Source organism: Vibrio sp. 947 (genome assembly GCF_033339115.1).
Taxonomy (GTDB): Bacteria; Pseudomonadota; Gammaproteobacteria; order Enterobacterales; family Vibrionaceae; genus Vibrio; species Vibrio alginolyticus.
On record NZ_JAWOTX010000023.1, the window covers coordinates 25,238 to 46,413 of the forward strand.

The following is a 21,176-nucleotide window of genomic DNA, read 5'->3' on the forward strand; positions in this document are numbered from 1 at the left end:
TTACTTACCGAAGTATTTGTTGTAGATTACGTCATATTCGCCGTTTGCTTTCACTGTTTTCAGTGCTGTGTTCAGCTTGTTCACTAGCTCGTCGTTACCTTTATTTACTGCGATACCGAAACCGTTACCGAAGTATTTAGGGTTAGTTACGTGCTCACCCACGTAAGCTAGGTTGTCTTCTTTCTTGAACCATTCTGCTACGACTGCTGTGTCACCGAATACAGAATCAATACGGCCATTTTTCATATCGATGAACGCGTCTTGGTAGCTTGAGTAAGGAACCGCGGTTACGCCCGGCATTTGCTCAATCAGGTAGCTTTGGTGTGTTGAACCGTTTTGAACACCAACACGCTTACCTTCTAGTGCTTTTTGATCAGCCACTTTTTCTTTGATAGAAACAAACGCTGCTGAGTTGTCATAGTATGCATTCGTGAAATTCACTTGCTCCAAACGCGCCTCAGTAATGTCCATTGCAGAGATTGCCGCATCGTAGCGCTTGAATTTTAATGCTGGGATCAGGCTGTCAAAAGATTGGTTGTGGAAGGTGCATTTTGCTTCGATTTCTTTACATAGTGCATTCGCCAGATCCACATCAAAACCTTGGATTTGGTTGTTTTCATCCATGTATTCGAATGGTGCGTACGTCGCTTCCATCGCGAATTTGATCTCTTCTTGTGCTGCTGCGTTTGCCGCCATAGTTGCAGAAGAAAGGCCGATTAGTGAAGCTAGTAGAATCTTTTTCATTGCAATACTCCGTGTGTACTTAGTGGGCTGACACTCGCAATGACAGCCGAGCTTATCTGTTAAATAGACTGAACTTTAAAAACGTGATTTAGTGATTTAAGTAGTCAGCAAACTGGGCGGTTTGCGGGTTAGAAAACGAATCATTTGTGCCGTGCTCAACGATGTGTCCTTTTTCTAAATACAGTACGTGACTAGCGATTTTCTTGGCGAAATCCACTTCGTGCGTCACAACTACTTGTGTAATTCCGGTTTCGCTTAAATCTTTAATAATCTTAACGACTTGGTTAGTAATTTCCGGATCAAGCGCAGCGGTCGGTTCATCAAAAAGCAAGACTTCCGGTTTCATCATCAATGCACGAGCAATCGCCACACGTTGTTGCTGACCACCAGAAAGTTGCATCGGCCATGCATCCGCTTTGTCTGCCAAATGCAGCGTTGCGAGAATTTGCATTGCTTGGTTCTTCGCTTCTTCTTTATCCATGCCAGATACTTTTACCGGAGCCTCAATCAGGTTCTCCATCACTGTCATGTGCGGCCATAAGTTGTACTGTTGGAACACCATGCCTACTTTACGACGAAGTGCTAAACCTTGTTTCTCTTTGATTTCAGTAGAGAAATCAAAAGCATCATTTGCGATGTTTAGCTTGCCGTTATCCGCCCCTTCAAGAAGGTTAAGAACTCGTAGTAGAGAGCTCTTCCCTGCACCACTCGGACCGAGTAACACCAGTGTTTCGCCGCTTTCACACTTAAAGCTGACATCGTGAAGCACTTGTGTCTCACCGTAGGATTTATTGATTCCGCTTACCTGAATAGTCATGCTGACATACCGCATTAATTGTCACTTGGCATTTATATTACTCAAAAGGATTTTTTATGCAATAAAAATGTATAAAAATTAATTTTGTTAAATTTTTGTATGATAAGCAATCAATACAACAGAGAATATGACTGGTTTAATCAGTTGGTTTTAACTGAAATTGTTGATGAAAATCCAACAATATGATGGCAATCGAAACAAGGTTAAAATTCTGGTTAATTTTGTGCTTGTGTAGACGGAATTTTGAGTCTTTGAACGTACTACACCCGACGCAGACCTTCTCATTTTTGCCGGGCTTCCCCCCTCGATTTCCGGTAAAGCCTTCTATCGGCGGGTTCCTGATTAGGACTTTGTGAATGGACTATAATTTCTCTTTGTATTCTGGCCCTTAATTCGAGTCATCTAAGTATGAGTGAGATAACCCCATGTTGAAGTCGCATTGTTTTTCTCTCATTGCACTTGCTTCTCTGAGCTTACTTTCTATACCCAGCGTTTGGAGTAGAACAGCAATCGTGTTACCTGGATTGCATGAACAGGGTATTGATCTTCAAGATAAGCCTATCTCTGCTGCCGCTGCACTTGAATGGGAGTTGGATAATGCCGATATCGTGTTTGGAGCTTACGAAAATAAGAGTGATAACGAGCGTGTAAAAGCGCTTGGTTACATGTACAACCAAAAGCTGGAACTTAACTCAGGTTGGCTGGAAAACGATATACGTAACCAAGCAGAACTGAGTGGAATTGACTACGAAGATTTCTTTCTCCACTTTTCTGAAAACACCATCATCGCAGAGGTAGACTCTAGCCATGGTGAAAATACCTTACTCAATCGAAAACCGATGATCGTTGGTTATACCGCCAGTGCTGACCACGCCGGTTTTTGGCTATATCAACAGCCACCATGGGATGCTGACGTATTTGGTCAGGCGAATGATGGTGGCGCGCTCTATGTTTATCACTCAGAGAAGTTCGACCGCTTAGCATTTACGTTCTCTCAGTTTGCTCAAGGCGGCAGCTTCACGATTGAATACCCTTCTGCTATCGACTCGTTTGGTCGGGTAACTGAATGGAAAAGCTTCGCGATTAAAAAAGACAAAACTGAGAACATGACTAAAAACCAAACAGTAAGCTGGTCTGTTCCTTCGGATTGGGTTCGCGCTACAACGCATGATGGTAGCGGAAAAACTTATGGTGGCGGTCAGTACTTTGGCTCCACCTTTTTACGCGACGGCGGCCGCCTTTACGTTGCGAAAATTACTTGGCATGACGACAACATAGAAAACCGCCCACGTCTCGAAAACATTCAACTCAAAGATAGCTTCCCTGCCGTCAATATCTCAGGAGCACCAACGGAGACACCTGAAGGTCAAACCATTCAACGCTGGCGTAAAATTCGTGGCTTTGACAAATCTGCAGATCGAAACCAAGACAATTATCTTTCTTGGAATGAATACAAAAACCGTTCGAATAAGAATGCAACGGCACGATTTCGTTGGGAGTCACGGGTTATTCCATTTGGTCGTATGTGGAATCAAACCTCTTCTTGGGCATTGACCAATCTCGGTAATCCCGTTTTTACCAATACAATGCGCCACTATTACCAAGCTGAATGGGCGAAACAAGGTTTAAATGGTGCGTACAACGACGACACGAATAAGTTACTCGGAGAAAATCAGTTCTACGTTTATTCCGGTGGTACGGTGGATGAGCTTGGTTTGGTGGCGGGTAGCCAAGCTGCTGACGATGCGTACAAAGCGCAATTCTCGGCGTTCTTGAATAAACTGGCAACGCTGGATGAAGATGCGTTAATTGGCCTCAACATAGGTACGGCAAACTTATTCGGTCGTAATGGGCAAAACCACTTGGTTAACGCTGGCTCCTTGTACTTGCGCGAGCACTACCTTTTCCCTTCTACCGGCTTTAGTGGCTATGCTGGGTTAGCTAAGTTTTGGGATAACTCTGCACTCGCCAAAGCTGGCCAGAAAGTGATTTATCAAGCGACAACGCGTTATGGTCGCGTTCAATACTTTGGGAACACAGAAGACAATTGGAAACAGGACCAATACTCTGCACTAGCGGTGTTCTACTTAAACTATCACCCTGAGCGCAGTTACTTTAATCAGTGGAACAATGGCTACTTATATGGAAGTAATAACACAACAAGTGACAACTTCTGGAAGGCAGGCGTACCAAAGAATATTGCTTATCAACCTAGCACCTTGCTTGCCATCGATTTAGGTACGCCAACCAATCAAATCCCAGATGGGTATCAGGCGACTCCGCTAATGATGTCCACCAGCACGCCCTATTCCGCCGATTACACGGTGATTGGAGATGCTTCTATGAGCAAAGTGGCTCATCCTGACTTGCCTAATGGCGCTATCGATTTGTTACCAACCCATACGTACTTTGCGTATCACTCAGACGATACGGTAGTGATGCATGGCCCTACAGAGATGGTGTTAGCCCGCGAATTCACCAAAGGCCGAGTGCTGTATCGGACTGATTTCTTTGGCAAAAATATCGATTACTTCTCCTCACCGAAGATAACTATCGCACTTCCAGAGCCTATGCGACCTGTAGATCAAGACGGTAACATCGGCGACTATGTTTCTCATATTGAGATTGGCGGCTACGAAGGAGTGTTCTTGCTGTATTAACGCCCTTTAAACCCCTCTCACCAAACGCTTCATAAATCACCGTTTTTATGCTTAACGTCACTGAAAAAAACTTGTTCACTGAATCTTTATAAACCGATGTATATACTGAAGTAAATGACAACGACAAGGAAATTCAGTCACATGAAGACGACACCTTCAATGCTCTCTGTTCTGCTGCTATCAGCATTATCTACTCATGCAAATGCGGACGAATGCGGAAAAATAACCATCGCAGACATGAATTGGAATTCGGCCAGCTTAATGGCGCACATCGACCAATTTGTCTTAAATGAAGGCTACCAGTGTGATGCGGAATTGATCCCTGGTGATAGCGTTCCTACAGGCACCTCAATGATTGAAAAGGGGCAACCTGACGTTGCGCCAGAGTTATGGACAAACGGCATTAAAGAAGCACTTGATAAAGGGATTGCGGATAAACGCTTGCGTATCGCTGGTGAATCGCTTGTCAATGGCGGTGAAGAAGGGTTTTGGGTTCCCGCCTATCTGGTAAAACAGTATCCAGAGCTCGCGACGATAGAAGGCGTCATCAAGCACGCCAAACTATTTGAACACCCAGAGGATGATGACAAGTTCGCCTTTTATAGCTGCCCTGCTGGTTGGACATGCCAAATCACCTCCGGTCACTTGTTTAATGCATTAGGGTTAAGTGAGCACGGCTTTGAGATGGTTGACCCAGGCTCTGGCGCTGCACTAGCTGGTACCATCGCCAAAGCCTATGATCGCAAAATGCCTTGGTTTGGTTACTACTGGTCACCAACACCCGTATTGGGCAAGTATGATATGGTCAAAGTGGATTTTGGTAGCGGAACAGATTTGGAAGAGTATCGCAACTGTACCACTCAGCCTGATTGCGCTTCACCAAAAGTAACAATGTACCCACCTTCTCCAGTTCGCACAGTAACAACTGAGGCGTTTGCGAGCAAAGAACCCCAAGCATTCGCGTACTTGCAGAAACGCGGATTTACCAACGAGCAAATGAGTGAAATGCTGGCCTGGATGGAAGATAACTACGCGGACGGTGAAGAAGCGATGTTTTACTTCTTTAATACCTACCCTGACTTGTGGAAAGGCTGGGTATCTGAAGACGTCGCGGTGAGAATCGAAAAAGCGCTTTGATGATTAATACTTCGAGTGCCACAAATCATTTAACCTCCCATACCGTTTGAATAAACGGCATGGGAGACTAATCAACGACTCGTTAATACATGGTGTGACCATTCAATGTTTCTTTAGGGATCTCTTGCAGAGCGTCCCAGTGTTCGACGATTTTCCCATTATGATCAAAACGAAAGAAATCCATCGTCACGTATTCAATATCATTAGGCCATGTTTGGTGAGTGTGTAGTGCCACCAAATTCCCTTCAGCAATGGCTCGCACAAACTTAATGTCTTTATTGGGATACTCGTTTTGCATCCGCTCAAAATACTCGATAAAAGCCTCGGGGCCATTTCCAACTAATGGATTGTGCTGGATGTACTCATCACCTACGTAGTCTTCAACTGCCTTTCTTGGGTTACCTCTATAGGCGGTTTCGTAAAACGCAATGGCATTTCTTTTATTCTCTTGCAGATCCATTTTTCTTACCTGTGTTGCTCCATCTTGCGGATAACGGTAATCATAGTCTTTGAACTTCAGAAGTGACCAAACTTCGCGCACAAAAAAGGCCGCTAAAGAGCAGCCTTCATCACTTCTACTTGGAATCATCGCCTTTCATCGCTTAAACCACACCGCCAGCACCGAGCATAGAACGCTCACTGTTCTCCACCAGCAACGCGGTTGCGGTTTGTTTCAGTGTTTCCCATTCTTGGTCTTCGACAAAGATACCATTTTGCCAAGAAGCTTGTTGCGTGCGGCTTAACTCATCACCTTCAATGTGGGTGGTATACCCTTGTGCACTTTTCTCGATATCGAAATCGTTCACGGAGAGCTCGATAACCATACTATGCAAATCCGTATCATGCCCATCAAACTGATCCGAGAAAAAGACTTCTGGTGCGATTCGTCCACGGTTTAACACATAAAGTGTTCGCTTGGGACTAGAACCATTGACCCATTGTGCGCGACACGCGATGCCTTTCGCAGAGAGCTTCAACAACTCACTGAAACCCAGCCAACGGTTATGGCACTGCTTCAACGTGATAGTAATCGACTTACGGTTAATCATTTTCTCGAGCGCGAAATCCAACACCGCGGGTAAATGACACGCTACACTCCCGTTGTGCAGTTCTACCTCTATGCTTGACGGCGTGCTGTTGGTCACCGATACGGCGCAGTCTGAATCTAACCCAAGAAACAGACTGGCGTTATTAAAATGGCGAACTCCATGTAAGCCAACCATTTGCAAGTCCGCCACCATGTTCGCAATGACATCCGCCTCACCACAGTGACGGCGCATGCCAAGAAATGCCTTATTAACGGCGGCCACCAATTCGTTGTGAGAGACGATCATAATTCAAATCCTCCACTGATTTTTTGATTATCACTTTGCGCAATTTCGTCACGCGGCGGCATGCTAGGGAAAATCCATGTGTCTGCCAGTTTAGGATCGTGAATTTCATCCAACAGCGGCGCGCCTTGGAAAAAAGTTACTCGAACCCAACGATCCGAGCGTGGATCAAATTTAGTCGCACCAAAGATCGCCAATTTACAACGCAGTAAGTGCATTGGTAACGCATCTTTACGCAGCACATTCATTTGAATATCCCCCATCGCACGGTTGCCTAGCGTCCATACGCGACGTGTGATCGAACGATAAGCCGGTTTTTGCAATAGAAACTCTGCTACGGACATTTCTACATCACAGTCAAGCAAGGCCTGGTACAAGCGATTCACTTGTCTGCCGATATCAAGCGGCAGTTCTTTTTCTTCTCCAGCCTCTTCCCCGCGAACACCAAGCCTTGGCTCTTCTTTGTCTTGTGAACGATACCAGAACCAATAATTGTTCTCGGCCAGTGAGTAATCCGCATCAATCGCCCAGCGGTATTTGTTTTGCAACACTTCCAGTAAGTCTTGGATCTTTTTCCCGCCCGGAATCGATAACGTTTCATCCGTATTCATTTGGCTAGCAAATTCGTCCACCAAAGATGGGTAGAGTTCGATCAAGCAAGAGGTGAGGATTTCTTGGGCTTCCACACTCATTGTTTTCTTATGCTCGACCAAACTCGCCCAGTTCGGATGTAATGCCATTAACGTTGTTAGCTCTGATAGCAGTTGTTTGATGTCTGATATCGCTTGATGATTGAGCCTGTCTTGATGTTCATTGATGGTGATGACTTGCTCTAAATGACGCTGTGCTTTTTGTAGTAATCCTTGCAAAGGAGCATGGAATGAAGCTTCACATGGTATCGCAAAGACTCGCGCTACCGCACGTTCGCGAGAGGTCATCCATTGGTCAACGATGCACGGGTGATTAATCAAGTATGGAGCCATGCCTAAGCCAGTCGCATTGCCGACACCAAGGTAGCGCTGCAAGCCACGATGCAAAGCCACCACGTTGTCGCCACCTTGTTGAAGTGCCAGATAGTGCACCCAATCTAGGCTGAATTCACGCAACATATATACGGCACACATTTGCGCACTAAAAGACTGGCTGAAATCTGAGTTGTTCTCTAACAGTTTGAAATCGGCGATACCAAACTTTCCGTTACCATAAACAGCTGTGGTACGCAGGATATAACCCACTTCCGCTAACTCTTTCGGCTCAGGCTGCTCGCCTTGAGAAAGCGCGCTAACAATGTGCTCAAACACGCGCACACTTTTGTTTGCGCGAGCAAGAACAAGTACGTTGTTTGGATTACGTCCCGCTTCTTGCAGCGGTACATTTTCTCGCAATCTTTCCAACAAAGTAACATCAACATCGCCTTGAACCAGTGCAAATGTGACGTCCCACTTTTCAGCAATTACGCGATCATTACGCTCGTCGTCGGCAATTTCATCACAGAATACCACCAAATGATAAACGTGCTCTGGCGTGGTCAATTTGTAAATCACATGACCATAACCACGAGGACAAAGCTGCCACTCATGCTTGGTTACTTGCCAGTTTTGGCTTGCCATATTACGAATCAGACTGCGAACAAAGCTGATTCGGTTTTGGTGCATTGCGCCAAGCCTTTCGGCTGCCATGACAATCGCTGCATCGCGCATAGTTGCTTCCGTATAAGTAGAACGATGTGCATCCATTTTGCTCACCACCTATTTGTTATTGTAAGAATACTAGGGTTTGTGCGGATGCAGGAGGAAAACACCCGCACAAGCTCCACGTTGTTTGAATTAGATAATTGTTATAGCCCTTGCTCTTTCGCCATTTTGATTGCGATTTGCGGCGCATTCCAAAGTGACGGTAACAGAATCAACGAAACCGGAACCGCGGTAATCACAATGAAAGATTGCAGTGCAGAGATGCCACCAGAGCCAAGAGAAATCAGGATTAGTGCCGTCACACCCATCATTACGCCCCAGAAGGTACGGATGATCGCATTCGGCTCCGTTTCACCACTGATCACGACACTGATTGTGTAGGTCATTGAGTCGCCCGTCGTGACGATGAAGATCGTGGTTAAAATCAGAAATAGAATTGAAGTCAGCATTGGCATTGGTAGTTGCTGAGTCACCGCAAGCAAAGCACCTGGCAGGTTAAAGCCTTCGAACGCCGCACTCACGCTACCCGGTTCAGCAATTTCAAACGCAAGGCCTGAGCCGCCCACAATCGTGAACCAAAAACAGGTGGTTAACGGAGCCACAATACTGATGGTGGAAATGATTTGGCGGATAGTTCGACCACGGGAAATACGCGCAATAAAAATTGCCATCATCGGACCATAACCAAGGAACCAGCCCCAGAAAAATACTGTCCACCAGCTTAGCCAACCTTCATCACCACGGTAGGTCGCCATTGGGATAAAGTTATCCAGCATGCTCCCTACACCTTGAATGTATCCGTTAAAGATAAAATTCGTAGGGCCAAAAAACAGGATGTAAACCATCAATGCCATTGCCAGAATCACGTTGTAACGACTAAGCAGTTGCATGCCTCGGCTTAATCCACTGAGTGCTGACAGGGTGTAAAGAGCAATCGCAAACAAGATGATGATAAGTTGAGTGGTAAAGCCATCAGGAATATCAAACAGCGCATTTAACGCGTAGCTAACCTGCAAGCCTAGAAACCCAATGGGCCCGATGGTGCCCGCGGCTACCGCGATAATGCAGCATGCGTCAATCAATGCACCGAGTTGGCCTTTAAGTGCTCGTTCGCCCAAGACTGGGTAAAGCAAAATACGGGGTTTTAGTGGTAAACCTTTGTCGTAATGTAGGTGCATCACCACGATGGAAGTTAAGCTACCTACAATCGCCCAAGCTAGAATGCCCCAGTGCATAAAGGATTGCGACAACGCATTCACCGCACCTTGCTGCGGGTTATCTTGCGCGCCGTACAAAGGAGGTGGGCTAACATAATGCGCGATAGGCTCAGCCGCGGCCCAGAAAACGCCACCACCAGCCAATAAGGTACAGAAAATAATCGCCATCCAGCGGAAAGAATCCATTTCTGGTTTTGCAATCCCGCCCAACATCACCTTGCCTGTTCGCCCTGCAGCCAAGCCAAGACCAATAAGAAAAGTGAGAAGCAGCAGTAACTGCCAGTATGGACCAAATACCTGAACTGCCCAGCCAAAGCCAGCGTTAACGATCGTAGATAACAGCTCGCCGTCATAAAGTGCAATAGCAACGAACAACGCGATGAAACCACCGCTATACCAAAAGGCCGGGTTATTCAGTCCTAATTTGTCCGTCGTGTTTTCTGTTGTTGATGTGTTGTGTTTTGCTTTCGACTTGCCCGATGACACGCTCATCGTGGAAGCTTTCATGCTATTGGTTAAATCAGACATACTCTGGCTCCAGAGGTTCTTTGCAGCAGCCAAAGACTGGCTACAAATGTGAGTTTTACGCCTGCCGTATTGTTATTATGTGGGCAGGCGGTTCCTACTTTGGGGAATGCTATGAAAAAGGCTCTAATCCTTCTTTAAGGAAGTTGAACCAGTTTTCACCCAATATTTTTCCAGCCTCAGATTCACTGAATCCGTGACCCATTAATCCGTTGTAGATGTTCTCCATCCCTGCGCTGCCGCAGAACCATGGCAGCGCATCTGGCCATCCCGAGTTACTTGCTGAACCTTCGCCGTAATCCATCGCTTTTGACCAACGCCCGTTGCGCATCCATTCCAATACTTGTTGCGGTTGGTTTAAGCACAGATCACTACCGATGCCTAAATGGTCGACGCCAAACATGTCTGCGGTTTTCGCTACCATCTGGCAGAAATCATCCAGCGTGCACTGGCTGCCATTTGGCAAATGGAATGGATATAAACTGAATCCAATCAAACCACCGCGCTCCGTCAGTGCTTTGATCACGGTGTTGGATTTGTTGCGCAGTGCGTCATGCGCAAACGTCGGGTTAGCATGGCTGATACAAATTGGACGCGAAGAAAGATCGATGGCTTCCAACGTAGAACGCTCCGCACTGTGGGACATATCAATGATCATCCCGACTCGGTTCATCTCTTCAATAGCTTGCTTACCAAAGCGAGTTACGCCGGAATCGTTTTGTTCGTAACAACCTGTCGCCAGTAAGCTTTGGTTGTTGTAGGTCAGTTGCATGATCAGCAGACCTTGGCGGCGCATCACTTCAATCAGACCAATTTCATCATCGATTGGTGAGCAATTTTGCGCGCCGAAGAAGATGCCGACTTTGCCTTCTGCTTTGGCTTTTTCTACATCTGCCATTGAATAAATAGGCATGATGAGGTCCGCATTTTGCTCGAAGCGCAAGTTCCACTCAGCAAAACGCGTTAAGGTTTCGCGCGCAGTTTCGTGGTAGACGATGGTGGCATGAACGGCGGTAATGCCACTCGCCTTAAGCGTTTGGAAATACTCTCGATCCCAATTGCAGTACTGCAATCCGTCAATCACAATCCGTTGTTGGTACATAACCACTCCTTAAACAATTTCTTAGCCTTTCAGTGCGGGTAACTGACACCATCAGCTACCCTGCTGTTCTTAGTAAGGGCGCTGATAAGCGGTTTTCACCACGGTGTAGAACTCTTTGGCGTACTGCCCTTGCTCACGAGGGCCAAAGCTAGATTCTTTACGGCCACCAAATGGGACGTGATAATCTGTACCCGCAGTTGGCAAGTTAACCATGACGCAGCCCGTTTGGACTTGCTGTTTGAAGATCGCGCTATTGCGCAGACTTTGCGTGATAATGCCGCCTGTCAGGCCAAAGCGCGTATCGTTCGCGACTGCAATCGCCTCATCCAAATCAGAAACGCGAATCACGCTTGCCATTGGTGCAAAGACTTCTTCTTGGTTCACTTCCGAGCTGTTTTGTGTGTTCAAGAACAGGGTTGGTGACATATAGTAACCGTCATGCTCTAGGCTCAGACGCTCACCACCGAAAGCCAGCTCCGCGCCTGCTTGGCGTGCGTTTTCGATCCACTCAAAGTTCGCATTCAGCTGGTTACCATCAACAACAGGGCCCATGAACACGCCCTCTTCTAGAGCGTGACCCACTTTAAGTTCGCTCATGCGTTTGATTAGCGCTTCAACATACGCGTCGTGAATTCCGTCCATAACGACAAGACGAGAAGACGCGGTGCACTTTTGACCTGCACCCGAGAATGAGCCTGCGATTGTTGCTTCGACAGCAATCTGAATGTCCGCATCATCTGCCACTACGAGCGCATTTTTGCTACCCATCTCTAGCTGACAACGCACAAAATTTGGTGCCGTTGCCGCTGCAACTTTACGGCCTGTGTCCACAGAACCAGTGAAGCTCACGCCGTTCACATCCTTCGAATTGATAAGGGTATTACCTACTTGCGAACCGCTACCCAAAACGAGGTTAAACGTGCCAGCAGGTAAACCTTGGCGATGGATAATCTCTGTCAGCGCAACGGCACTTGCTGGGGTTAGGTTGGCAGGCTTCCAGACGACGCTGTTGCCAAACGCAAGTGCTGGCGCGATTTTCCAAGCCGCTGTTGCTGTTGGGAAGTTCCAAGGAGAGATAATGGCGATAACGCCGACGGCTTCGCGAGTAACTTCAACGGAGACACCTGGACGGACGGAAGCAGCGCTATCGCCAATTTGACGCAGAACCTCAGCAGCAAAGTATTGGAAGAATTGGCCAGCACGGTATATCTCACCTCGACCTTCAGAAAATGGCTTGCCTTCTTCACGCGAAAGCAAGGTGCCCAATTCGTCACATCGTGCAATGAGCTCATCACCAATCGCTTGTAGCACTGCTTGCTTGCGCTCGATTGGTGTTTTTTCCCACTCTGGCTGCGCTGATTTAGCCGCTTGAATCGCTTGCTCTACTTGCGACACACTCGCTTGTGCGAAATCGCCAATGTTTTCGCTGATATCAGAAGGGTTAATATTGGCGATGGTGTCCATGCCCGATTGCCATTCACCTGCTATATAGAGGGATTTTTCTGCTTGAACATTGTTAATAAAAGTCATGGTTCTTTCCTTGTTCTTCCGATTTGTGATGGCAAGCCACTCACTCACTGATCTCTAATCATTCTCGTTGGATTTATTCTGGTTGGCTTGCCGACGCGTAGACAACAAACTCCACCAACATCTCTTCTCGCGCTAACCCTGCAACCACCATGGCGGCGCGATTTGGGTACGGCGCTTCAAAATATTCCGCGTACACTTGGTTAACGGTCTTTAAGTATTCTCTGTCAGTCACATAAATCAGGACCTGCAACACCGAGTCCAAAGACTCCCCTGCACACTCCAGGGTGTGAATGAGATTGTTAAAGGTTTGACGTGTTTGTACTTCGATACCGCCTTCCACAACCGCGCCTGTGTCATCAATAGGAATTTGAGCCGTATACAGGGTTCCGTTGTTGACTATCGCCCATTCAAGCGGCGCTTTAGAAGCAAATAGACTGGTTTTAACTGGGTGTTTTTTAGTAGGAGTGTTCACGTGCCCTTCAACCTTTGTAACAGCTTTGTTTCAATATGGTTAAATGATGCACATTGACAGGCGATAAATCTAACGGTAAATTTTTGACATTTGATAAATTAAACTTATCACTCTGTTTAAAATAACGTAAATAAAGGGATTAAGAGGCATTAGGGATGAGTATTAAGCTTCAACAATTAATGCATTTTGTGATGGTAGTCGAGGAAGGAGGCTTTCGAGCCGCTTCACATCGTGCAAATCGTTCTCAGGCGGCACTGTCCACATCGATAAAAGAGCTTGAAAAAATTCTAGGGCAAACGCTGTTTGAACCCGGAAACAAAACCAAATTGACCCCGTTTGGTGAAATTTGTCTGCCCAAAGTGGTTCAGTTTCTCAATATCTACAGTGCACTAGACAACGATCTCAAAGCAGCCGCTGCCGGACAGCAAGGGAGAGTGCGAATTGCGAGCGTTCCTTCTGTTGCAGCGAAGCTCATCCCTAGCGTGTTGGGTGCCTTTTGCGAACAGTATCCAAATGTAGAAGTAATCTTGATAGACGATAATGCCGCTGGCGTCGAGGCTCGCCTACTCTCCGGTGAGGTCGACTTAGCGCTCGGTAACCCCTCTCACCTCGATGAGGGCGGCATTGACTTTACGCCACTGTTAGCCGATCCAATAGGCGTGGTATGTTTAAAGGATAACCCTATTGCGAGTCATCCAGAAGGAATCGAGTGGCAAACTTTGTTGGAACAACCCTTTATCCGTAACGGCACTTGTACACTTCTCGATCCAACCCCAGCAAGAGCTCTGAGTCAGCAAGCGCTCTATTCGGTCGAAAATATTACTTCGCTGTTTTCTGTCTTAGAACTTGGGATTGGTGTCACGACCCTACCGAAGCTTGCTTTCCCAACCAATGAAACACGCTTGGTTTGGATTCCGCTTATCGATCCACCACTTGAAAGGCAAATTGGTATATTTACGTTAACCGATCGCACGATCTCGCCTCAAGCTAAAGCATTTCACGATCTTTGTGTGCATTATTTAAACTATCAAAAAGAAGATAAATAATGGTTCGATTAACATGCGGATAATTAAAAGCCTCCATATTCAGAGTGGAGGCTAATTTGTATTTGTGTATTCGCTTCGTTCTATTTTTTGCGACGATTTCGGTTCTTATACACCACGCAAAAGTTACCACGCTTGGTACGACACTTTGAGCAACGTTCGCAATCTACTGGTGCGCGATTGCCTTCTTTCCAACGTTTGATCAACTGTGGCTCAGCCAATAAAGGGCGTGACACAGCAAAAAATTGGATACCTGTGTTTTCTGCAATTTTCTCAATCGCATCAATGTCGCTCAGCCCGCCGACAGTAATCACCGGTATGCTAACGTCCTGACTGATCACGTGACCATATTCGTGAAAGTAACCTTCTTCTTGTAGTGTGTAACCATCGAACGTTTGACCAACAAGTTCGTTTGCTTTGCCGTGAACATTGCCAGATACGATGATCGCATCAACGCCTACTTCTTCAAGTTTCTTACAGACGACGCGAGTTTCATCGAACGTTAAACCGCCGTCAAAGAACTCTGTTGCCGTCAGTTTAACGAGGATGGGAAATTCGCTTCCAACCAGCTTTCTGGTTTCAGAATAAATTTCTAAAAGAAAGCGCATGCGATTTTCTAAGTCACCGCCATATTCGTCTTCTCGACGATTATAGTACGGGCTTAAAAACTGGTTAATTAAATAAGTGTGCGCCGCATGAATCTCTACGCCGTCAAAACCAGCGTCTTGAGCACGTTTACTCGCCAATGCGAATGCCTTTACGATGTAGTCTATTTCGTCCTTTGTCATCGCTTTGCCTTGCGTATTTGTACCACGCTCAGGCACGTCACTCGGAGCGAAGATGACACGCTCACCGACGTTATGGGTGGTTTTGGTGCCACCGTAAGCAATTTGCATCACGATTTTAGAATCTAGTTGATGTACTAGCTCTGTTAGCTTTTTGTATTCTTCAATAAAAGAGTCGCTGTAGATCCCCATCATACCTGCGTTGGGTTTCTCTTCTTCAACGATATTGGCATAACCCGTGACAATAAGCCCAACTTCCCCTTTCGCAAGCGTTTCGTAAATATCGTAAAGCTTTGCCGTCATGTGACCATCTTCGGTCGCCATGTTCTCCCACGTTGCGCTTCGCACAAAACGGTTCTTTAGGGTCATGTTGCCAATGCGGGCTTCGGAAAACAAAATGCTCAAAACCAGTCCTCTTAAAGTTGTCTTTATGTTTTATCTTTTCGCAAGTAAACAAGAACAAAAAAGGAACAGCGATACACAACGTATGGCTGTTCCTTCTCTGAATCCGTGAGACCTGCAAACTACAGGCGCACCTTAATGCCTCGTGGGTGGCAAAACTTTAATCTGGGTTAAGGTTTAGTGAGTTTTTAGATTATGTAAAAGGATGATTCTTAATCGTGTTCATTTCACTGGAGCTAAGATGCTTCGTCACCCACTTTCAGTCGTAAAGCTTTTGTATTTCGCTAGCTGGTGATTCAACTCAAACATTCACATTGTTAGTTTGTATGCTGCCATGGGAACTAGCACTCCCCCCAATGTTTACATTACAAACTATCGATATTGAATTCTCATATGGTAAGTAGAGTTATTGCGCTGTTTATACTTTTTGGCTTAATCGTCGCTATCTCTTGGCATTATTACGCGTCAGCGGAAACGCGCGATCCACTATGTTTTACACACTGGTTGTTTTTGCTTTTAGATATGAATACGTGATAGTGAAGCTAGAGGAGGAACAGGAAAAACAGTGAAAATAAAGGACAATAGAAAGTTAAATGACCTTACTTCCAGGTAAGGCCATTCATGCATTCAGCAGCAAAAGATATTGGCGTTTAGCAAACGCTTAGGTTTGGTTGTTACAGAGCTAGAGGAATCAACTCGACACCAAGCACACCACTGATCCCCATCACCACTAGCAGTGAGACTTTAAACACCGACTTTGACCAAGCGATGTAGTTGTTGTCATCAATGCTGCGAAAGGTCACTTTCGTCCACATAAAGCAAACAACCGCTGCAACCGCTAAGTATTCATACCCGGCTTCACCTAGTAAAAATAACCCCAACGATACTGCTCCAAAAGCCACGACATACGCTTTCATGTGTCGATGCGCTTTATGAATGCCTTCTTTAACTGGCAATACGGGAATCCCGGCTTCTCGGTAGTCTTGCATGCGGAACATGGCAATGGCATACGAGTGCGGCATTTGCCAGAGACAGAACATGGTAAAGAGTAAAATCGCTTCCAAGCTAATGAAGTTTGTTACCGCCAAGTAACCCACCAATGGCGGAACTGCGCCTGAGATACTTCCCACTAAGGTTCCATACACCGAGTTACGTTTGTACCACATCGTGTAAAAGAACACGTAATACACGTAGCCAAGCAACACGACGACAGCGGATAGTGGATTCACTCGGATAAATAACAGTGCGGTTCCTACCAGCAATAAAGCAAGTGCATAAACAAACGCAATATCGATATTGATGTTGCCTTTCACTGTTTCACGATTTCGTGTACGTGCCATCTTTTGGTCGATTTCACGATCGAAAATATTATTCACCACACAACCTGAAGCGATGACTAACCCAACACCAACTAACGTCGTAACGAACAACATTAGACTGGCTGGTTCTGTTTTTGCGGCGAGGAAGAACCCCGCCGCAACAGAAATCAGGTTGCCGAAAATAATGCCCGGTTTAGTGATAGACAAATAACTTTTCAGCATACCTTGACCTACAACTTCATGTTGACGTTCATGTTGTAGATGATCCATACCGAGCCAGCGATAAGGATAAGTACAACAATGACGGTAAACATCAGTGATACAAGGTTCCAACGTCCGTCGGATGTTTTTGTTTCCATGTGCAAGAAGTATTTAAAGTGAACAAATATCTGCACTAATGCACATCCAAATAGAATCGCATAGGTCGTTGTATCTGGTAATGATTTCGTCCAAACAAAGTAGAACGGAATTACCGTCAGAATCAGTGAGGCAATAAAGCCTTTCACGTAATCTGACGAACTGGTTTCTACATGTTGATCCATTACATTACCCCCAGTAAGTAAACGATGGTAAAGACACAAATCCAAACGATATCTAGAAAGTGCCAGAATAGGCTTAAGCAGTTAAAGCGCATTGCCATATTGTCGTTCAGACCTTTCGTCGACAGTTGATGATACGCTACCGCTAACCAAATCAGACCAAAGGTTACGTGCAGGCCGTGCGTACCAACCAACGTAAAGAATGCCGATAGGAATGCACTTGTTTGTGGCCCATAGCCTTCTTCAATCAGGTGATGGAACTCATAGACCTCCATACAGATAAAGCCAAGACCAAGCGCGAACGTGACTAACATCCAACGTTTGAGACCAGCAACGTTGTTGCGCTTCATCGCGATAATGCCAAAACCAAATGTGATACTGCTAAACAGCAGCAGCATGGTTTCGACAAAAACGAATGGGAGTTCGAAAATGTCTTTACCTGTTGGGCCCGCAATTGAATTGCTCGACAGCACAGCGTAAGTCGCGAAAAAGGTCGCAAACAGTACACAGTCACTCATCAGGTAAACCCAGAAGCCAAATAGCTTGTTGCCATTCGTGTCATGGTGGTGATCATGGTCGTGATGTGCTGCGATATTAGTTTGCATACGTCACCTCCAGATCATCTTTACTTTCGCTGTCTTTCACTGAGTTTTTCTTCGCTTCTTCAAGCTGAGCTCGACGTTCGGCCTCAATTGCTTTGATCTCTTCAACTTCCACGTAGTAATCCACGTCATCGTTGTAGCTGTGCTGAATACACGTCACGATAATACCGACCAAACTTGCCGCCGCTAGCCACCAGATGTACCAAATCATGCCGAAGCCAAATAGGAGCGACCAAGCCGACACGTAGATGCCTGTTGCCGTGTTTTTTGGCATATGAATACGTTCGTATTCCACTTCTTTAGTTGGATCGAACTCGCCACTTTGTTTCTGGTACCAGAAGGCATCCAGCACATCACCTTTTGGTAGGTGCGCAAAGTTGTAGAACGGCGGTGGAGACGATGTTGCCCACTCAAGAGTACGTCCACCCCACGGGTCACCAGTTAGATCACGGTTTTGCTCGCGGTCACGGATACTCACGTAAATTTGGATGAACTGAGACAATACGCCCAGCGCAATCACAACCGTACCTGCTGCGGCAATCGACAACAGTGGGAAGTATTCTGGGTTGATGTCTTGGCTTAAACGACGAGTCATCCCCATGAAGCCCAGCGCGTAAAGCGGTAAGAACGCCATTAAGAAACCAATAATCCAAAGATAGAACGCGCGTTTGCCCCAAGTTTCATTCATGGTGAAACCGGTCGCTTTCGGGAACCAGTAAGTGATCGCAGCGAAACATCCAAACACCACACCACCGATGATAACGTTGTGGAAGTGAGCAATTAGGAATACTGAGTTATGCAGAACGAAATCTGCACCCGGAACAGCCATTAGTACGCCCGTCATACCACCAACAGTAAAGGTGATCAGGAAGCCCACCGTCCACATCATTGGCGTCGTAAAGCGGATGCGGCCTTTGTACATGGTGAATAGCCAGTTGAAGATCTTCACCCCTGTTGGGATAGAAATGATCATCGTGGCAATACCGAAGAAGGCATTTACGTTCGCGCCAGACCCCATCGTAAAGAAGTGGTGTAGCCAAACGACAAAGGCAAGAATCGTGATAACTACGGTAGCCCAAACTAGCGATGTGTAACCGAACAACTTTTTACGTGAGAAGGTTGCGGTGACTTCTGAGAACACACCAAAAATTGGCAAGATCAAGATGTACACTTCTGGGTGACCCCAAGCCCAAATAAGGTTGACGTACATCATTACGTTGCCGCCAAGATCATTGGTAAAGAAGTGCATGCCTAGGTATCTATCCAGCGTTAGCAGAGCGATAGTCACCGTTAGGATTGGGAATGAAATGATGATCAAAATGTTTGCACACAGAGACGCCCAAGTGAAAACTGGCATCTTCATCATTGGCATAGACGGTGTACGCATACGCAAAATGGTCGCGAAGAAGTTCACGCCTGTTAACGTCGTACCAACACCTGATATCTGCAGCGCCCAAATCCAATAGTCGACCCCGACTCCTGGGCTAGCCTCAATACCTGAAAGCGGCGGATACGCCAACCAACCGGTGCGACCAAATTCACCTAAGCCGAGAGACATGTTTGTTAGGATGACACCAACAACAAACAGCCAGAAGCTCAAGTTATTCAGATACGGGAAAGCTACGTCACGCGCACCAATCTGTAATGGCACGATGATGTTCATCAGACCAATAACCAATGGCATCGCTACGAAAAAGATCATGATCACGCCATGGGCAGTAAAAATTTGATCGTAGTGATGCGGTGGCAAGTAACCTGCTTCACCCGCAGAAGAAAGGAGTTGCTGACTACGCATCATGACTGCGTCAGCAAAACCACGAACAAGCATCACCATCGCTACTGCGATGTACATGAAGCCAAGTTTTTTATGGTCTACTGAAGTAAACCATTCATTCCACAAATATTGCCACTTTCCGGCTTTGGTCACCGCGTAAACTACGGCTAAACCAACCAGCGCCACAACCGCTAGGGTGATGACAATAATAGGTTCGTGGAATGGAACTGAATCAAGAGTTAATCTTCCAAACATTACGATTATCCTTGGTTTTCAGGCAAACAGTTCATTGAACCAGGATGCTGAGTCACAACGTCGGTGAACAAGAACGGAGGAACGCTAGAGAACAAAGTGACTGGCTCTGCGATACTTGGCGCTGCCAGTGAGCTGTATTGCTCCCAATCTTCAATACGATCAGGGCTCGCCTTCACTTTCTGCACCCAATTTAGGAACGCAGCACGATCAGACATTGCTGAAGCTGTGAACTTCATTTGCGAAAAGCCTTCGCCGCTGTAGTTCGATGCAAAACCCTTGTAGTCACCTTCGTGGTTCGCTATGAGGTTGAGCTTGGTTACCATGCCTGGCATCGCGTAGATCTGTGTACCTAAGCGAGGGATGAAAAACGCGTTCATGATGTTGTCCGAAGTCAGTTTGAACTGCACTGGCACGTCTTTCGGGAACGCCACATAGTTCACCGTCGCAATGTTTTCTTCTGGATAGATGAACAACCATTTCCAATCGAGTGACACCACTTCGATGGTCATTGGTTTAACATCACTTTCCAAAGGTTTGGATGGCTCTAGTTCATGAGTCGAACGCCATGTGATCGTCGCAAGAATCGCAATGATGATGATTGGAATTGTCCATACCACCACTTCGATTTTGGTCGAGTGTGACCACTCGGGTGCGTACTCTTCTTCAGTGTTAGAGGCGCGGTATCGGTAAGCGAAGTAAATCGTCATTAAAATCACAGGGATTACAACGATCAACATCAGCAAAAGAGCAGTAATAATTAACTCTTTTTCTTGCACACCAATGGCACCTTTGGGGTCAAGTAAAGCTGAATTACATCCTGAGAGCATAAGTATGACGGACGCCAAACTTCCCCTCGACAAGATGCGTTTATATCTTGAGGCTTCCATTAACTTTCTCGATGGTTGTCTGGTTTCAAAGCAGATGCCAATCAAAGTAAATAAAAGCTCACAAATAGCGCAGAGGTAATGTATGAGAACAAGAAAAAACTTCGATAAGTATTTATTCTACTTACAATTTTTCAACTTCGTCATCAAGCATTTAACCAGCTAGAATGAACCGTTATTTGCTACGATACGATTGATATCAAGCCAAGAACCAGTTGTTATAGTCATTAGAATGTTTATGTGTTGAGCATGAGTAACGTCGGGCTCAGAGCGAAACAAAACGGAATTGAGTGGAGATCAAAACCACACTCTTAGTGTGAGTTTATTGTTACACTTTGAAACAC

The 21,176-nt window shown here is 46.0% G+C and carries 18 protein-coding genes; 3 read left to right on the forward strand and 15 right to left on the reverse strand.

Annotated elements, in window-relative coordinates:
• Together R7Q39_RS22570 and artP are read right to left on the reverse strand one after the other, a co-directional pair.
• Positions 1-744, reverse strand: a complete 744-nt coding sequence (locus R7Q39_RS22570) for an arginine ABC transporter substrate-binding protein (protein WP_005388572.1) — start codon at positions 742-744, stop codon at positions 1-3.
• A gap of 88 nt (positions 745-832) precedes the next feature.
• The gene (gene artP / locus R7Q39_RS22575; RefSeq protein WP_154203907.1) at positions 833-1,561 is read right to left on the reverse strand and encodes an arginine ABC transporter ATP-binding protein ArtP; all 729 of its coding nucleotides are present in this window, start codon (positions 1,559-1,561) and stop codon (positions 833-835) included.
• 425 nt (positions 1,562-1,986) lie between these two features.
• Here artP and R7Q39_RS22580 point away from each other — a divergent pair, with 425 nt between their 5' ends.
• A complete protein-coding gene (locus tag R7Q39_RS22580; RefSeq protein ID WP_318076891.1) occupies positions 1,987-4,221 on the forward strand; it encodes a hypothetical protein in 2,235 nt (744 codons plus the stop codon).
• A 141-nt stretch (positions 4,222-4,362) separates the two neighbouring features.
• Positions 4,363-5,358 carry an ABC transporter substrate-binding protein gene (locus R7Q39_RS22585; RefSeq protein ID WP_138940348.1) on the forward strand — a complete coding sequence of 332 codons (996 nt, stop codon included), beginning with the start codon at positions 4,363-4,365 and terminating at the stop codon, positions 5,356-5,358.
• Between the two features lie 82 nt (positions 5,359-5,440).
• Here the strand turns inward: R7Q39_RS22585 and R7Q39_RS22590 are convergent, their stop codons facing one another.
• The 7 genes from R7Q39_RS22590 to R7Q39_RS22620 all read right to left on the reverse strand — a co-directional run bounded on the left by R7Q39_RS22590 (position 5,441) and on the right by R7Q39_RS22620 (position 13,229).
• Positions 5,441-5,818: a nuclear transport factor 2 family protein gene (locus R7Q39_RS22590; protein ID WP_318076908.1), complete on the reverse strand. Its 378-nt coding sequence runs from the start codon at positions 5,816-5,818 to the stop codon at positions 5,441-5,443.
• A 142-nt stretch (positions 5,819-5,960) separates the two neighbouring features.
• Positions 5,961-6,692: a DUF3726 domain-containing protein gene (locus R7Q39_RS22595; RefSeq protein WP_025767672.1), complete on the reverse strand. Its 732-nt coding sequence runs from the start codon at positions 6,690-6,692 to the stop codon at positions 5,961-5,963.
• The gene (locus R7Q39_RS22600; RefSeq protein WP_318076892.1) at positions 6,689-8,425 is read right to left on the reverse strand and encodes a hypothetical protein; all 1,737 of its coding nucleotides are present in this window, start codon (positions 8,423-8,425) and stop codon (positions 6,689-6,691) included. The genes R7Q39_RS22595 and R7Q39_RS22600 overlap by 4 nt, the downstream gene beginning before the upstream one ends.
• A 101-nt stretch (positions 8,426-8,526) precedes the next feature.
• A complete protein-coding gene (locus tag R7Q39_RS22605) occupies positions 8,527-10,128 on the reverse strand; it encodes a BCCT family transporter (RefSeq protein WP_318076893.1) in 1,602 nt (533 codons plus the stop codon).
• Positions 10,129-10,237: 109 nt separating this feature from the next.
• Positions 10,238-11,227: a membrane dipeptidase gene (locus tag R7Q39_RS22610; protein ID WP_017634252.1), complete on the reverse strand. Its 990-nt coding sequence runs from the start codon at positions 11,225-11,227 to the stop codon at positions 10,238-10,240.
• A gap of 69 nt (positions 11,228-11,296) precedes the next feature.
• Complete coding sequence (locus R7Q39_RS22615; protein WP_017634253.1) at positions 11,297-12,757, reverse strand: aldehyde dehydrogenase family protein; 1,461 nt, start codon at positions 12,755-12,757, stop codon at positions 11,297-11,299.
• A 73-nt stretch (positions 12,758-12,830) separates the two neighbouring features.
• A complete protein-coding gene (locus tag R7Q39_RS22620) occupies positions 12,831-13,229 on the reverse strand; it encodes a RidA family protein (RefSeq protein ID WP_017634254.1) in 399 nt (132 codons plus the stop codon).
• Between the two features lie 155 nt (positions 13,230-13,384).
• Between R7Q39_RS22620 and R7Q39_RS22625 the strand changes: the two genes are divergently transcribed.
• The gene (locus R7Q39_RS22625; protein ID WP_318076894.1) at positions 13,385-14,275 is read left to right on the forward strand and encodes a LysR family transcriptional regulator; all 891 of its coding nucleotides are present in this window, start codon (positions 13,385-13,387) and stop codon (positions 14,273-14,275) included.
• An 80-nt stretch (positions 14,276-14,355) separates the two neighbouring features.
• Here R7Q39_RS22625 and R7Q39_RS22630 read toward each other — a convergent pair whose 3' ends face one another.
• The 6 genes from R7Q39_RS22630 to cyoA form a co-directional block, all read right to left on the reverse strand.
• A complete protein-coding gene (locus tag R7Q39_RS22630; RefSeq protein ID WP_017634255.1) occupies positions 14,356-15,462 on the reverse strand; it encodes an NADH:flavin oxidoreductase in 1,107 nt (368 codons plus the stop codon).
• 671 nt (positions 15,463-16,133) lie between these two features.
• Complete coding sequence (gene cyoE / locus R7Q39_RS22635) at positions 16,134-17,048, reverse strand: heme o synthase (RefSeq protein WP_318076895.1); 915 nt, start codon at positions 17,046-17,048, stop codon at positions 16,134-16,136.
• Positions 17,009-17,320, reverse strand: a complete 312-nt coding sequence (cyoD, locus tag R7Q39_RS22640; RefSeq protein ID WP_017634258.1) for a cytochrome o ubiquinol oxidase subunit IV — start codon at positions 17,318-17,320, stop codon at positions 17,009-17,011. The genes cyoE and cyoD overlap by 40 nt, the downstream gene beginning before the upstream one ends.
• On the reverse strand, positions 17,320-17,922 hold the full coding sequence (gene cyoC / locus R7Q39_RS22645) for a cytochrome o ubiquinol oxidase subunit III (RefSeq protein WP_318076896.1): 603 nt from the start codon (positions 17,920-17,922) through the stop codon (positions 17,320-17,322). The genes cyoD and cyoC overlap by 1 nt, the downstream gene beginning before the upstream one ends.
• Positions 17,912-19,948: a cytochrome o ubiquinol oxidase subunit I gene (cyoB, locus tag R7Q39_RS22650; RefSeq protein WP_005375781.1), complete on the reverse strand. Its 2,037-nt coding sequence runs from the start codon at positions 19,946-19,948 to the stop codon at positions 17,912-17,914. The genes cyoC and cyoB overlap by 11 nt, the downstream gene beginning before the upstream one ends.
• A gap of 5 nt (positions 19,949-19,953) precedes the next feature.
• A complete protein-coding gene (gene cyoA / locus R7Q39_RS22655; protein ID WP_005388604.1) occupies positions 19,954-20,835 on the reverse strand; it encodes a ubiquinol oxidase subunit II in 882 nt (293 codons plus the stop codon).
• Positions 20,836-21,176: the final 341 nt, after the last annotated feature.